11 protein-coding genes and 1 tRNA gene are annotated in these 14,787 nt (G+C 72.7%); 6 read left to right on the forward strand and 6 right to left on the reverse strand.

The window, feature by feature from the left end:
• Window positions 1-193 precede the first annotated feature (193 nt).
• Together EDD93_RS35295 and EDD93_RS35300 are read right to left on the reverse strand one after the other, a co-directional pair.
• Window positions 194-267: transfer RNA gene (locus EDD93_RS35295), tRNA-Pro, on the reverse strand.
• Window positions 268-316: 49 nt separating this feature from the next.
• Window positions 317-2,950 (reverse strand): AAA family ATPase, encoded by a 2,634-nt coding sequence (locus EDD93_RS35300; protein WP_123530368.1) that lies wholly within the window; start codon window positions 2,948-2,950, stop codon window positions 317-319.
• A gap of 109 nt (window positions 2,951-3,059) precedes the next feature.
• On the opposite strand from EDD93_RS35300, the gene EDD93_RS35305 reads away from it, so the two are divergent.
• A complete protein-coding gene (locus EDD93_RS35305) occupies window positions 3,060-3,602 on the forward strand; it encodes a DUF309 domain-containing protein (protein ID WP_123530370.1) in 543 nt (180 codons plus the stop codon).
• A 27-nt stretch (window positions 3,603-3,629) separates the two neighbouring features.
• A complete protein-coding gene (locus EDD93_RS35310) occupies window positions 3,630-4,007 on the forward strand; it encodes a hypothetical protein (protein ID WP_398906598.1) in 378 nt (125 codons plus the stop codon).
• A 27-nt stretch (window positions 4,008-4,034) separates the two neighbouring features.
• Here the strand turns inward: EDD93_RS35310 and EDD93_RS35315 are convergent, their stop codons facing one another.
• The 3 genes from EDD93_RS35315 to EDD93_RS35325 all read right to left on the reverse strand — a co-directional run bounded on the left by EDD93_RS35315 (window position 4,035) and on the right by EDD93_RS35325 (window position 8,207).
• The gene (locus tag EDD93_RS35315; RefSeq protein WP_123530374.1) at window positions 4,035-5,261 is read right to left on the reverse strand and encodes an FAD-dependent oxidoreductase; all 1,227 of its coding nucleotides are present in this window, start codon (window positions 5,259-5,261) and stop codon (window positions 4,035-4,037) included.
• Window positions 5,258-6,709, reverse strand: coding sequence for an NAD(P)/FAD-dependent oxidoreductase (locus EDD93_RS35320; protein WP_123530376.1), 1,452 nt, complete (start codon window positions 6,707-6,709; stop codon window positions 5,258-5,260). Before EDD93_RS35320 ends, EDD93_RS35315 begins: the two co-directional genes overlap by 4 nt.
• A gap of 64 nt (window positions 6,710-6,773) precedes the next feature.
• A complete protein-coding gene (locus EDD93_RS35325; protein ID WP_123530378.1) occupies window positions 6,774-8,207 on the reverse strand; it encodes an FGGY family carbohydrate kinase in 1,434 nt (477 codons plus the stop codon).
• Between the two features lie 320 nt (window positions 8,208-8,527).
• On the opposite strand from EDD93_RS35325, the gene EDD93_RS35330 reads away from it, so the two are divergent.
• Window positions 8,528-9,535 (forward strand): hypothetical protein, encoded by a 1,008-nt coding sequence (locus tag EDD93_RS35330; RefSeq protein ID WP_123530380.1) that lies wholly within the window; start codon window positions 8,528-8,530, stop codon window positions 9,533-9,535.
• A gap of 67 nt (window positions 9,536-9,602) precedes the next feature.
• Window positions 9,603-11,132 carry an amino acid permease gene (locus EDD93_RS35335; RefSeq protein WP_123530382.1) on the forward strand — a complete coding sequence of 510 codons (1,530 nt, stop codon included), beginning with the start codon at window positions 9,603-9,605 and terminating at the stop codon, window positions 11,130-11,132.
• An 88-nt stretch (window positions 11,133-11,220) separates the two neighbouring features.
• Here EDD93_RS35335 and EDD93_RS35340 read toward each other — a convergent pair whose 3' ends face one another.
• Complete coding sequence (locus EDD93_RS35340) at window positions 11,221-11,988, reverse strand: sulfite exporter TauE/SafE family protein (RefSeq protein ID WP_123530384.1); 768 nt, start codon at window positions 11,986-11,988, stop codon at window positions 11,221-11,223.
• Between the two features lie 137 nt (window positions 11,989-12,125).
• On the opposite strand from EDD93_RS35340, the gene EDD93_RS35345 reads away from it, so the two are divergent.
• Together EDD93_RS35345 and EDD93_RS35350 are read left to right on the forward strand one after the other, a co-directional pair.
• Window positions 12,126-13,283, forward strand: a complete 1,158-nt coding sequence (locus tag EDD93_RS35345; RefSeq protein WP_123531616.1) for a substrate-binding domain-containing protein — start codon at window positions 12,126-12,128, stop codon at window positions 13,281-13,283.
• A 102-nt stretch (window positions 13,284-13,385) separates the two neighbouring features.
• Window positions 13,386-14,744: an ABC transporter substrate-binding protein gene (locus EDD93_RS35350; protein ID WP_123530386.1), complete on the forward strand. Its 1,359-nt coding sequence runs from the start codon at window positions 13,386-13,388 to the stop codon at window positions 14,742-14,744.
• Window positions 14,745-14,787: the final 43 nt, after the last annotated feature.

The raw sequence follows: 14,787 nt of genomic DNA on the forward strand, positions 1-14,787 counted from the left end.
TCGAGCGCCACGCGCCGTTCCCGGCAAGGTTCGGCGCCCTGACAGGAATGCGCATGGGCGGGCGCCTGCGGGCGCCCGCCCACGGGCAAGGGGACCGCTCCACGATCAGCTGATCCCCAGCTGGTCCCCAGAAATGATCAAAGGCCGGTTTCGGATTGCTCCGAAACCGGCCCTGATCTGCGACTGTCTCCAGTCGGGACGACAGGATTTGAACCTGCGACCCCTTGACCCCCAGTCAAGTGCGCTACCAAGCTGCGCCACGTCCCGCTGCGATTCCTCCCGGTCTCCCGGGCGGCTGCGCAGGACAAACATTACCTCACTCGGTGGACCGCATTGACGCCCGTGCCTGCTGGGCGCGGGTCGCCAGGGATTCCGCGCCGCAGGCCGTCGCCAGCTTGTGTGCCCGCGCGAGTTCTCGCGGGGAGCGGGCCGCGATGCCGTACTCGTAGAGGGCGAGGGCGAACTCGTAGCCGGAGGGGGACGCCTCCAGATGGCGGACGGCCTCGCCCAGCAGTTGTTCGGCCTCCTCCGGGCGGGCGAACAGCGCGACGCAGCGCAGTGCCTCGCCGATCGCGGTCTCCGTGCCGAAGCGCTCGGCGTGCACCCGGGCCGAGTTGGCGATCCGGGCGGCGCGGGCCGGGTCCTCGTCGGCCAGTGCGCGTGCCAGGTCGCCGGCCCAGGGGCCCCAGATGCCGTTGAACCTGCCGCGCGGTTCGAGGGCCTGTCCGGCGGCTTCCAGCTCGGTGACGGCTTCCTTCGTACGGCCTTCGGCCAGCAGCAGGCGGCCCCGGACGCACGGCCCGTCGGGCAGCACCATGGCGCTGGGGTAGGGCGTGCCGAAGTCGTACTGGTCGGCGATCTTGCGGGCCTCGGTGACCCGGCCACGGGCCAGCAGTGTGTCGATGAGCAGGCAGGCGGCGTCCCAGTGGACGGGCAGTCCGCTGCCGACGCGGTCGGCGAGGCGGAGCCCCTCGCGCAGGAAGCCCTCCGCCTCCGCGAGGCGGCCGCGACGGCGGTTGACCAGACCGAGGAGCGTATGGGCGAACGCCAGGTGGGCGCCGCTCCAGCCGGAGATCTCGAAGGCCCGCACCGCTTCGCCGAAGAGTTCCTCGGCGCGGTCGAGCCGGTCGGTGAAGGCGTAGGTGATGCCGAGCAGGGTGGGGAGCTCGAAGCCCCACTCCGCATCGGTCCAGCCGAGGCCCCGGGCGGGATGGCCGTTGACCAGGGCGCGTTCGCAGAGGTCGACGATCAGCTGGGAGTTCTCACCGCGCAGCATCGCGTCGAAGGCGCGCAGGGTGAGCAGGGCCCGTTCGGCATTGTCCCGGCCCGTGAGGTGGTCGGCGTTGGCCGCGAGCCGGCGGGAGCGGCCCGGACCGTCGTCCTCGGTGGCCTGCATGCCCTCCCAGAGGAAATGCGCGGCCTGCAGGCGCATCAGGCCGGGGCCGGGCGCCGTGCGCTCCGCCTCGGCCGCGAGGGCGAGCGCGGCCTCCTTCAGCTGGTTGTTGTGGGACAGCGCGGCGGCGAGCCGGAAGGTGGCGTCGACCCGCAGGTTGTCGGCGAGGCCGGGAAGGTCGAGCGCGGCACGCAGATGCCGCACCGTGGTGGGTGGCGAGCTGAGCAGCGTGGCGCAGCCCAGTTCGTAGAGCAGGGTGGCGCGCACGTCCTGGCGCGGCGGTTCCTGGAGAGCCCGTTCCAGACAGCGGCGGGCCGCCTCGGGGGCGCCGACCGCGAGGTGCTGCGCCGCGGCTGCCCGCAGTTGCCCGACCAGCTCCTGGTCGTCGTCCGGATGGACTTCGAGCAGGTGCCGGGAGGCCGCGGCGGGGCCGAGACCGGCACGGGTGATGGCCCAGGCCGCCCGGCCGTGCATGGCGGTGCGGGTGGCGGGCGGAATCGAGCGGTACACGGCGGTGGCGATCAGCGGGTGCACGAACTCCAGCGGGTCGAAGCCGCTGACGATACGGGCCTCGCGCAGCCGGGCCGTGCAGTCCGCCGCCTCCGCGGGGCTCATTCCGGCCAGCGTCGCGGCGAGGTCCTGCGAGATGTCGGTGCCGAGCACGGCGGCGGCCCAGGCGAACCGGTTGGCGTTGGTGCCGAGCCGTTCGAGCCGGGCGACGAGCCCGCTGCCGCGTGCCGATGCGCCGAGTTCACGCAGCAGCCCGGCGGAGTCCTCCAGCGGGGCCAGCTCGCGGTCCTGGACCTTGGCGACGAGTTCGACAGCCTCGTACGGGTTGCCGCCGGTGACGGCCCAGACCTCGCGGCAGAACGGGTCGTCGGCGTGTTCCCCGAGCCCCGCGCGGACCAGTTCGGCGGTGGCGTCCGGGGTGAGGGCCCGCAGCGCGACCCGTACCTGTGCCGGATGCCCGCCCACGGCGCTGCGGGCCGGCTCCCGGGCGGCGAGTTCCTCGGGCCGGTGTGCCTGGACGACCAGGACGCGCAGTTCGCCGAGCCTGGCGGTGAACGAGGCCAGCCAGGCGAGGGATTCACCGTCGGCCCAGTGCGCGTCGTCGATGAGGAGCAGCAGCGGGCGGTGGCTCAGCCGGGAGGCGAGCCGTGAGACGACCCAGTCGAGGCCGTCGCGCACGCCCTGCGGGTCGGGCTGCGGACCGGTCGGCTCGACGAGGCCGAGGGCGGGCGCGGCGATCTCGTACCAGGACCCGAACAGGGCGCGTACGTCGTCGGCGGGGAGCTGTTCGAGTTCGGGCTGGAGCAGTTGGCGTACGACGTGGAACGGTACGGAGGTGACTGTCTCGCCGCCGCGTGCGGACCAGACGGTGCACCGGTCGGCCGCCATGGCCTGGATCTCGGCCAGCAGTGCTGTCTTGCCGATGCCGGCCTCACCGCTGAAGATCAGCAGCCCGCCGGACGCCTGCGCGCCGCAGAGTGCGTCGACGGCTTGTGCGGCAGCGGCGATCTCCGGTTCGCGCTCGTACAGCGGCCGGGACGGTTGCATGCCTGCCCTCCCCCAAAGTGGTACGGACAACTGTCGAGAGTAGTCGTGCGCGGGGGCCCACCAACAGTGCTTCGGGGAGTTCGCCGCAGGTGCGGGGCACAATCGAGGGGTGGACGAGACACGCAGGGACCGCGACACCGAAGGCCGGGCGCACAACGCGCGCCCCCGGGACGGGCTGGGGCGCCCCCTGCCGTACGGCTCACCGGGGGTGGAGCGGCAGCCCGAGGGTGTGGTCCGCACCCCGGAGGAGACCGTGCGGGAGGCGCAGCGGCTGCTGGAGGCCGGGATGCCGTTCCACGCCCATGAGGTTTTCGAGGACGCGTGGAAGTCGGGCCCTTTGGCGGAACGGGAGTTGTGGCGTGGGCTGGCCCAGCTGGCGGTCGGGCTGACCCATGCGGCCCGGGGCAATGCGACGGGCGGGGCGCGGCTGCTGCGGCGGGGTGCTGCGGCGCTCACGGAGTTCACGGAGTCCGTGGAGTCCGTGGAGCGCGAGCAGTTCACCGGGGAGCCCGGCGGGTCCCCGGCGCACGGGATCGATGTCGGTGCGCTGGCCGGCTGGGGGCGCGAGCTCGCCGGGCGGGTGGAGGCACCGGGCGCGGAGCCCGTCGACGCCGCTGCCGAGGCGCCGAGGCTGCGGGGCGTCGGCCGGTAGCGCGGACGGGGCGGGCGCGTCCTTTCCCTGCCCTTGACCGAGAGCGGTGAACAGGGCCGCGCGAAGCTATTACCATCCCGCGTCATGAGCACTTCTGACCCGGACCAGGCCGTGGACACCCCGATAGCCGCACCCGACACCGAGGAACGTCGGCTGACCCCGCGTCAGGCAAGACGGCTGCGCATCATCCTGTCCTCCGTCGGCATGGCCGCGATGGCGGTCGTCCTGGGCCTGCGGATCGCGAGCCGGTCCTCCGTCCTGGTGGTCGGGGTGTACGGGCTCGCGCTGATCCTGTGCGGGATCGTGATCGAGCTCAGCCGGAACGGCCGCACTCGGCTGGGCAGTTGGCTGCTGGGGATCGGGCTGGTCGCGGCGATCGGTTCGGACTGGCTGCTGATTCCGTGATCTGCGGGGCACTGCGGCCCGGATCGGTCAGAGCAGCCGGACCCGTACCGTGGCGCCGTGCGGGTCCGCCCGGTCCAGCCAGTCCGCGGACAGGTGGACGGGGAAACCCGGTCTGGCGGGCAGCAGGAGCCGTTGCCGGTGCAGCAGCCGCCCGTCCTGCCTGACCTCGAACAGCGGGGTGGCCCGGCGCCGCCCGGTGCGCAGGACGAAGCGGTTGTCCAGCGGCCGGTCGTCGTCGGGACCGATGAGATTGGGCGCGATCCACGTCAGCGGCGCCTCGACCGCGAGCGCCGCCCGCCTTGCGGGCCAGGACCCGGTTACCAGATGGCGCAGTACGGGGGCGGCGACGGCCCGCCCCTCGGCGGCGGCGGTGCCGGCACTCTCCACCGCGTGCAGCAGGTTGCCGATGGCGAAGACGCCCGGTTCGCCGGTCCGGTACGAGGCGTCGTGGGCGGGCCCCCGGGTGCCGGGGTCGAGGGCGAGCTCGCCCCGCCGGGCCAGTTCGTGGTCGGGGATCCAGTCGCCCGTGAAGACGACGGTGTCGCAGCGCAGGGTCGTGGTCCGGCCGTCCTCGTGGCGGACCGTGACTCCGGTGAGCCTGCCGCGCCCGGACAGGCCGGTCACGGAGGTGCGGCTGAGCACCGGCGCGCCGGGCCCCCGGCGCAGCACGGCGAGGGGCTGCGGCGGACGGCCGGTCACCAGGGCGGCGACCTCGACCCCGGCGACGCGCAGGGTGCCGGCCGCCGCATGGCCCACGGGTTCGTCGCCGACGACCACGGCGCGGGTTCCGATGTGCTGGTGGTGGAGGTGGACGGCCTGCTGGAGCTCCCCGGTGGTGTAGACGCCCGCGGGGCGGGTGCCGGGGACGAGCCGGGCGCTGCGGGGGCGTTCCCGGGCGCCGGTGGCGAGGAGGACCGCGCGGGCGGTGATCCGTTCCAGCCCGCCCGGCCCGGTGGCGTCGAGTGTGCGGGGGCCGGCCCAGCCGGTGACGGTGATGCCGGTGCGCAGGGTGGCGCCGGCCCGTTCGGCGGCGGCCGTGCACCGCCTGGCGTACTCGGGCCCGCTCACGCCGCCGGTGGTCCGGCGGCCGCCGAAGCCGTCGTGGTGGCAGTGGCGGGGGACGCCGCCCGCGTCCTGCTCGCGCTCCAGGACCTCCACCCGTACCCCGGACGCGGCGAGTTCGGCCGCCGCGCCGAGTCCGGCCGGGCCCGCTCCGACGACCAGTACGTCGACCGTGCGCTCGTGGCGGGTCATCCCGGGGCCCTCTCGGTCAGTGCGCGGAGCCGGGCCCCGCAGTAGAAGCCCTGGCAGCGCCCGTTGCCGGCCCGTGTCCTGCGGGCGAGGCCCTCGACCGAGGCGGGCGGCAGCACGGAGGCCAGGGCGTCGCGGATCTCGCCCTCGGTGACGCGTTCGCAGTGGCAGACCACGGTGCCGTAGGCGGGGTCCCGGGCGATGAGTCCGGCGTCCAGGTAGGGGCGGCGGTCGGCCGCCTCCCCGAGGACCGGCACGGTGACGGGCGGCAGCTCGGCCGGTGCGCCCAGGTCGAGCCCGGTCCGGGCGAGCAGATCGGTGACGTGCGCGGCGATGGCCATGGAGGCGGTCAGCCCGGTGGAGCGGATGCCGCCCACGGCGACGTAGCGCAGGTCCGGGTACGCCTTGATCCGGTAGTCCTCGTGGCCGGTGGCCGCCCGCAGCCCCGCGTAGACGGCGGTGACCTCCTCCTCGATCAGCCGGGGCAGGATCCTGCGGCCCTTCTCCCGCAGCAGCGCGAGTCCTTCCTCGGTCGACTCGGTGGCGGCCTTGTCGTCGAGCTCCTCGGCGGTGGGGCCGAGCAGCACGTTGCCGAAGACGGTCGGTGCCACCAGGACGCCCTTGCCGGCCGAGGTGGGTACGGGGAGCAGGATGTGGCGGACGAGATCGCGGGCGAGCTTGTCGTAGACGATGAGCTGTCCGCGGCGCGGGGTGACGGTGAACGCGTCGTGGCCGAGCAGGCGGTCGATCGCGTCGGCGTGCAGTCCGGCGGCGTTGATCAGGCCCCGGGTGCGGAGCGTGCCTCGGGTGGTGGTCAGGGTGTGGACGCCGGTGCCGGGCTCGTCGCCCGACCCGTTGCCGGGCTCGGTGCCCGGCTCGATGGCCGTGACGCGGCAGTCCAGGTGCAGGTGGACGCCGGCCAGGACCGCCTGGGTGGCGAACGCGAGCGGGGTGGTCCAGGGGCAGATGACGGACTCGTCGGGAATCTCCAGCGCGCCCAGCGCACCCGGGCCCAGGTGCGGTTCCAGCTCGGCGAGCCGGCTCGCGTCCAGCAGCCGGGCCGCCTGGTAGCCGTTCTCCTCCGCCTTCGCCAACAGGCGGGGAAGCGAGTCGAGTTGTTCCTGGTCCCAGGCCACGAGGAGGGCACCGACGCGTTCTACGGAGATACCCGTCTCGGCGGCGTACGCGGCGAGCCTGCGCTGCCCGTCGCGGACCAGCCGGGCCTCGAGCGAACCGGGCACGGCGTCGAAGCCGGTGTGCAGGATCGCGGTGTTGGCCTTGGACGTGCCGTTGCCGATGTCGTCCGAGGCCTCGATGACCGCGATCCGGACGGGGTGGCGGGCCAGTTCCCGGGCGATCGCGGTGCCGACCACTCCGGCGCCGATGACCGTGACGTCGTAGGCGGGGCCGTCGGGCAGCGGCTGTCCGGCCCTTGTGACCGTCCGGTTCACCGGGCGGTCCCGGCGGAGGTCACGACCACTCCGGCCGAATAGCGACTGCGGGCCCGCACCGTGCTCACGACCGCTCCAGCAGAGCGCCGACGGCCGCGCGGAATCCGGCCAGGCGCTCGGCGGCCTCGTCGGGGCCGATCCTCGGCTCGTACACCGCGGCCGGCGTCCAGTCCGGCACGGCCTGGCGGAGCGAGAGCCCGGGATCGAGACCGAGCCGGGCCACGGCTCCGACGCCGAGCGCGGTGACGTCGGGCAGGGCGGACACCTCGACGGGGCGCTGCAGCAGGTCGGCCTGGGTCTGCATCAGCAGCGCGGAGCGGGTCAGCCCGCCGTCCACGCGCAGCACCCCGGGCCGCTCCCCCAGGTCGGCCGCGACCGCCTCGGCCAGCTCGACCACCTGTGCGGCGATGCCCTCGCACAGGGCCCGCACCAGGTGTCCGGCGGTGGTGTCCAGGCCGAGCCCGGTCACCGAACCCCGGAGGTCGCCGCGCCACCAGGGGGCGGCGAGCCCGGCGAGTGCCGGTACGAAGGTGACGCCCCCGGAGTCGGGGACCGAGCCGCCGACCGGGTCGAGGTCCGCGGCGCCGGAGATCACCTTGAGGTCGGTGAGCCAGCGCACGGCGGAGGCGGCCGTGTAGACCTGGCCGTCCAGGCAGTAGCTGGTCCGTCCGCCGAGCCGCCAGGCCACGCAGCTGACCAGTCCGGTGGAGCTGCGGCGGGGCACCGGGCCCGTCTGGGCCAGCAGGAACGCACCCGTGCCGTAGGTGCATTTGGCGGCGCCGGGCTCCAGTGCGCTCTGGGCGAGCAGGGCTGCCTGCTGGTCGACGAGGAGGCCGGTCAGCGGGAGCTCGCCCCCGAACGCGGTCGTCGTCCCGAACGAGCCGGCCGCATCCACCACCGAAGGCAGTCGTTCGCCGTCCAGGCCGAAGATCTCCAGCGCGTCGGGTGACCAGCCGACCCGGTCGAGATCGAGCAGCTGGGTGCGTCCGGCCGTCGCGGCGTCCGTGACGAATTCGCCCGTGAGCCGGTGGACGAGCCAGGAGTCGCTGGTGGTGACGACACCCTCGCGGGTCAGTTCGCGGCGGATCCAGGCCATCTTCGGGGCCGCGAAATAGGGATCGAGGGGAAGTCCGGTGAGTTCTTTCAGCTCGTCTTCGCGCTCGGCGATCTCGGCACACACACCGGCGGCCCGACGGTCCTGCCAGACGATGGCGTCGGTGAGCGGGCGCCCGGTGTCCGGGTCCCAGGCGAGCACGGTCTCGCCCTGATTGGCGAGGCCGACGGCGACGACCGGTTCGCCCGCCTCGGCCAGTGCCCGCCGCCCTGCGTCGACGACCGAACCGAACAGCTCGCCCGGGTCCGACTCGACCGCCCCGCCGGAGCCGAACCTCGGGCTCACCGGAGCCGAAGCGGAACCGATCACGCCCCGCTCCGGACAGATCACCAGCGCCTTGGTGCCGGAGGTCCCCTGGTCCACGGCGAGTACCGGACCTGTCATCGGCTCTCCAGTGGTACGCAAGCTCCGGCGCTTGAACGGAATCGTGATCTTCGGGGCGGCCCCCAAGAGTGGTGCAGCCCAGCGGTTCCGTCAAGCACCGGCAAAGCGTATGTCCGGAACTCCCCTTTGACGCCCAACCTCCCATTTGCTGGAGCGACTTGAATACGATCCATGATTCATTCGGGGCTCGGGCGCAATGGGCTCTACACTCACCGCCGAGCAACAAGCGGACGCTTTACATCAGTTCATATTTCAACAGCTGATTCACCCCCCACGTCCTTGAGGACCGATGAGACCGACACGACGCCCAGAGCACGTCCATGGCCAACAGTGATTTCCGGCCGGTCTACCACCCGGCCGGCCACGACAACGACCTCCGTTCCGCGTTACAGGACTTACGGACGGGACGCTGGCTCTCCATGCGCAATCTGCTGGAGAGCACCCCGGACTGGACACTGTGGACCCAGCGCACCCAGGTGCTCGGTGCGGTCGCCGCTGGTTCGGACGCCGTACAGGCCTGGCTGACCGAGGAGCCCCGGAGCGTCGCGGCCGCCGTGATGCACGCCCGGGTCGTCGTGGAGCGGGCCGTCCGGGCCCACCGCGAGGGGCACGGTCGCGCGCAGGAGCTGTGGCAGCAGGCCTGGGAGGCCTGCCGGTCGGCCGCCCACGCCTCGCCCGCGGACCCGGTGCCCTGGGTGTGCCTGCTGGCCCTCTCCCAGCTGGACGAGCGCCAGCGGCTGGACGAGCACCGGCTGCACCCGCCTGGGCCCATGCTCTTCCCCGGCCCGTGGGGGCTGCTGGCGGAGGCGGACAAGCGCGATCCGTACAACCGCGAGGCGTACCACCGGATGCTCCAGTTCGTCTATGCGCGCAAGGCCGGCGGCTCCCTCTCCGAAGCGGTCAACTTCGTGCAGTGGGCGGCCTCCTCGGCGCCTCAGGGATCCGCACTCCACGTACTTCCGCTCTATGTGCGGGTCGAGCGCTACCGGCGCGAACGCGGCCATGAGAAGGCTCTGGACCTGCACTGGGTGACCGAGGACGCCGAGCGCGACGCCGTCCGCGCTCTGGAGATCTGGTTCCTGCCCACGTCCGCGCCCAGCCATACGCTGCTCGACCTCAACCACCTGGCACACGCCCTGTGGGGAGCGCTGAAGTTCGCCGACGCCGCACCGGTGTTCAAGGAGCTCGGCCCCTATTTCACGTCGGTGCCCTGGGCGTACCGCACCCGCACCCCCAAGGACCCCGGCGGCGCCGAGGAAGTGTTCCTGCGCGCCCGCACCCGCGCCCTGGCCGCGGCCCGCGACCCCGGCCGGGGACCGCACGGCTGATCCGGCGCCCGGCGCCCCCGCTCCGTCCCTGTCCCCCGCACCGTCACCGCTCACGGAGGTCCCCCGCATGTCCATATCCACCTCGCCCCACACGGGTTCCGAGGCCAACACGCCCAAGGACGAGGAGCAGCGGCTGCGCGAGCTCGGCTACCAGCCGGTGCTCGCACGCAGGATGGGCGGCTTCGGCAACTTCGCCATCAGCTTCTCCGTCATCTCGATCCTGTCCGGCTGCATGACCCTGTACGGCTTCGGCATGTCGACCGGCGGGCCCGCGGTGATGCTGTGGGGCTGGGCGGGTGTCGGTCTGTTCGTGCTCTGCGTGGGCATGGCGCTGGCCGAGGTCACCAGCGCGTACCCGACGTCCGGGGCGCTGTACTACATGGCGGACCGGCTCGGCGGCCGCAAGTGGGGCTGGTACACGGGCTGGCTGAATCTGCTCGGGCTGCTCGGTGCGATCGCGGGCATCGACTACGGTGCCGCGCTGTTCACCGGTGCGCTGATGAACCTGCAGTGGGGGTTCACTCCGACGCCGGGCAAGACGATGGTCATCTTCCTGTGCATCCTGCTGCTGCACGCCGTGCTGAACCTGTTCGGCGTGCGCCTGGTCAGCGTGCTCAACTCGATCAGTGTGTGGTGGCACCTGGCCGGCGTCGCGGTGATCGTCTCGGTGCTGGCGATCGTGCCCTCCCACCACCAGTCTCCGTCGTTCGTCTTCACCGAGTTCGTCAACGACACCGGCTGGGAGAACCCGCTCTACGTGGCGGCGATCGGTCTGCTGCTGGCCCAGTACACCTTCTGCGGCTACGACGCCTCCGCCCATCTGTCGGAGGAGACCTCGAACGCCTCGGTCTCGGCGGCCCGCGGCATCGTCCGTTCGATCTGGGTCTCGTGGGTGGCCGGTTTCGTCCTGCTCGCCGGGCTGACGTTCGCGATCCAGGACTACGCGGGCACCCAGGACAGTGCCACCGGAGTGCCGCCGGCCCAGATCCTGATCGACGCGCTGGGCACCTCGGGCGCCACGGCCATGCTGCTGATCGTGATCGCGGCGCAGCTGTTCTGCGGCAACGCCGAGGTCGCCGCGGCCAGCCGGATGGTGTTCGCCTTCAGCCGGGACAACGCGCTGCCCGGCTCGGCGCTGTGGCGCAAGGTGAGTGCCCGGACGCAGACGCCGGTGAACGCCGTGTGGCTGTCGGTCGTGGTCGCCGGGCTGCTGGCCGTTCCGTCGCTGTACTCCGCGACCGCGTACGGTGCGGTGACCGCGATCAACGTCATCGGCATCACGCCCGCCTACGCGATCCCGATCTTCCTGAAGCTGCGCGCCGGTGACCGCTTCGAGCGCGGGCCGTGGCACCTGGGCCGCTGGTCGAAGCCGGTCGGCTGGATCGCCGTGGTGTGGGTCTCGATCGTCACCGTGCTGTTCCTGCTGCCGCAGTCGTCCCCGGTCACGATCGACTCGATGAACTACGCCTCGATCGCCCTGGTCGCCGTGCTGGTCCTGGCCACCGTGTGGTGGTTCGTCGCGCGGGGTTCGTACAGCACCCCGTCGGCGTACGGCAACGCCCGTGAGCAGGCGGAGATCGAGGAAGGCATCATCTGACCACTCGGCCGCCGCCGGGCCCCGGCCTGTCCGGCCGCTGTCGTGGCCACCGGCCCTTCCGGATCACCGCGATCCGGGAGGGCCGCCGTCAGTTCAGCAGCAGTTGGAGGCCGCCCAGCACGGTCGCCCCGATGACGAGGCGTTCGAAGAGCGTCTGGTTGATCCGGTCCACGCATGTGCGGCCGATCCAGGCGCCGGGGAGCACGAACAGCAGCATGCACGCGTCGAGCAGCAGGGACCGGGCGTCGATCAGTCCGAGGCCCACGCTGAACGGCACCTTGGACGTGTTGACGATCAGGAAGAACCACGCGGAGGTGCCGAGGAAGCCGAGCTTCCGGAATCCGGCGGACAGCAGGTAGAGCGACATGACCGGGCCGCCCGCGTTGGCGACCATGGTGGTGAAGCCGCCGAGCACCCCGTACGAGCGGGCCATGAGCCGCTCGCCGGCGGCCGGCGGGCCCGCGTCCGCCGACGGCTCCGCGCTCCCGGCCGCGCCGCGGCGCCGCCAGATCGTGACGCCCGCCATGAAGATCAGGATCGCGCCGATCGAGGTCCGTACGGCGGCGTCGCCGGCCCACATCATGAACAGTGTGCCCGCCAGCACGCCGACGGCGACGGCGGGAAAGAGCCGAAGCAGCGTCGGCCAGTGAGCGTGGCGGCGGTAGGTCAGCACGGCGAGCACATCGCCGGCGATGAGGATCGGGAGCAGCACTCCGGTGGATTCGCGGGCCGGGAGGACGGCCGCGAAGACCGCGAGACTGATCGTATTGGCACCGCTGACGGCCGTCTTGGAGAAGCCGACGAGGGCGGATGCCGCGGCCAGTGCCGCCAGTTGCCAGAGGGTGAGAGTGTCCATGCCAGGGAGAGATCGTAATCTGCCATGATTTCCGGCCTTCACCCAGCAGGGGAAGCTGCATGGCTATGCTGCGCTCCAAACGCTCGGACGAAGCGTTCAAACGCACAATGCGCAGCGGTACGGCAGGGGGCCAGCACATGCGGGAGCCGGTTGAGCTCAGGCGTCAGCGGATCATGTCGGTGGTGGAGTCGCGGGGGGCGGTCAAGGTCAGCGTCCTCGCCGCCGAACTGGACGTCTCCGTGGTGACGGTGCGGCGCGACGTCGAGGAGCTGACCCGGGCCGGGCGGCTGCGGCGGGGCCACGGCGTGGCCAGGCCGTTGCGGGAACCGGCGGGTGCCGCGCCCGTGCCTGCCCCGCGGGGCGGCGAGCCGGCAGGCGAGGGCGGCGCGGTGGCGCTGGTCGTGCCGGAGCGGCACTCGTACCTGTACGAGACGCTGCACGGCGCGCGGAGCGTACTGGAGGAGGCCGGGATCAGGATCGCGCTGCACATCGCACCGCAGTCGGCCGGCGCCGAACGGCCGCTGGTGGAGCGGGCGCTGGCGGACGGCGCGCGCGGCCTGCTGATCGCCCCGCGATGGCGTCACGCGCTCTCCGAGGAGAGGGACTACGGCTGGCTGGCGGACGTGGACGTGCCGACCGTGCTGATGGAGCGGCGGCCCCGGCCGGGCAGTGCGCTGCACGCCCTGGACTCCGTCTGTTCCGATCACTGGTACGGGGTGCACCTGGCCGTGGAGCACCTGGTGGCACTGGGCCACCGCCGGATCGTGCTGGCCGCCCGCGACGACAGCCCGACGGCCCGCACAGTGCGCGCCGCGTTCGCCGGGATCGCGGCCGGCCACCCCGAGGTGGCGGACTGGACGGTGGTGCTGAGTTCACCGGACGCGGTGCCCGGCCCCGGCCCGGACGAGGCGGGTCCGGCACCGGCCACCTCCGCCGGGAGCGCCGGCCCCGCACTCGACCTCGCCGCCCTGCTGCGCGAGCGGGGCGCGACGGCGGCGGTGCTGCACGGCGACGTGGACGCCCTGATGCTGGTGCAACGCCTGGCCGAGAACGGTGTGCAGGTGCCCCGGGACTGCTCGGTGGTGGCGTACGACGATGTCGTCGCGGCCCTCGGCAGCACGCCGCTGACCGCGGTGGCGCCACCCAAGGCGGAGATCGGCAGGGCGGCCGCCGAGCTGCTCCTCCACCGGCTCTCCGGGACGGCCGGGGCGGCCGGACCGGTGCGCCGGACGGAGCTGCTGCCGGAGTTGAAGGTCCGCGGATCGGCCCAGGCGATCACCCCCACCATGGACTGATCGTTTGACCGCTTTAATTTTCTTCTGAGCGATCTATTGACCGTTACCGATCAGCCGAACAGGATTCCCCGTGTCCTCAATCAGGAGCCACGGGAGGCGCCCATGCCCGGTCGACAGAGCCGTCGATCCATGCTCGCCACGATGGCCGCAGTACCGCTGGCGGGCGCGCTGAGCGCGTGCAGCGGTGGCACATCGGGGTCGAGCAGCACGAGCAGGTCCAGCACCGTCAGCAACAAGGCCGGCCGCAACGCCACGCGCATCACCTTCTGGTCCGCCCTGCGCGGCAGCCAGGAGGTGGTGGACGCGTTCAACCGGACGCACGACACGATCCAGGTCGACTTCCAGCAGATCCCGTCCGGGGCCCAGGGCGGATACGCGAAGCTCAGCAACGCCTCACGGGCCGGCAACGCGCCGGACGTCGCGACGATCGAGTATCCCCAGATCCCCGGCTTCGCCATCGACGGGGTCGCCCTGGATCTCACCGGCCTGATGAGCGCGAAGCTGCGGTCGGCACTGCTCCCGCAGGCCCTGGGCCTGACCACCTTCGAGAAGCGCGTCCTGAGCGTTCCGCTGGACGTCGAGCCGATGGTGATGCACTACCGCACCGACCTCCTCGCCGAGTACGGCCTCGAAATCCCGCGCACCTGGGACGAGTTCGAGGCGGCGTCCCGTACCGTCGCCAAGAAGACACCGGGCCGGCGGCTGACGGCCTTCGCGACGGACGGCGGACCGCAGTTCGCCTCCTTCGCCTGGCAGGCGGGCGCCCGGTGGTTCGACACCGGCGGCGGCGCCTGGAACGTGTCGCTCGGCGACGCGCCGACCCGCCGGGTGGCGGCCTACTGGCAGCGGCTGATCGACGAGGACCTGGTCTTCGTGAACGCCGTGGACAGCCGGCAGTACGACGCCCAGGTCGGTGGCGACCAGGTCCTCGTCCGGCTCAGCGGCGCCTGGGACGCCGGGGCGCAGATGAACGCGCGCCCCGGCCAGAAGGGCAAGTGGGCCATCGCGCCGCTCCCCCAGTGGCAGGCGGGCGACGCCGCGCTCGGTACCCACGGCGGATCGACCTTCGCGGTCACCCGGGACAGCGAGAAGCCGGAAGCCGCACTGGAGTTCATCGAGTGGCAGGTCTCCCACCCCGACGCGCTGCGCGCCCGGCTCTCCAGCGGGGCCAGCAGCCAGTACCCGGCCGTCCCCGGGCTCCTGCCCGTCTACCGCAAGGCCTTCGACCGCGCCTACTACAGCGGCCAGGACATCTACACCCTCTTCGACCACGAGGCACGCACGATCCGGGACTGGACCTGGGGGCCCCGGATGACCGCCACCCTCAAGGTCATGCAGGACGGCTTCGCCCGGGTGGGCGGCGGCCAGGGCTCGCTGCTCGAATCCGTACGCGCGGCCCAGCAGGGCACCATGCCCGACCTCAGGGCGCTGGGCCTGTCCACCACCGAGCACAGCAGCTGACCGTGCCCCCGCCCCCGTCTCCCCCGCAGCAGAACCCCCGGCA

The organism is Streptomyces sp. 840.1 (assembly GCF_003751445.1).
Taxonomy (GTDB): Bacteria; Actinomycetota; Actinomycetes; order Streptomycetales; family Streptomycetaceae; genus Streptomyces.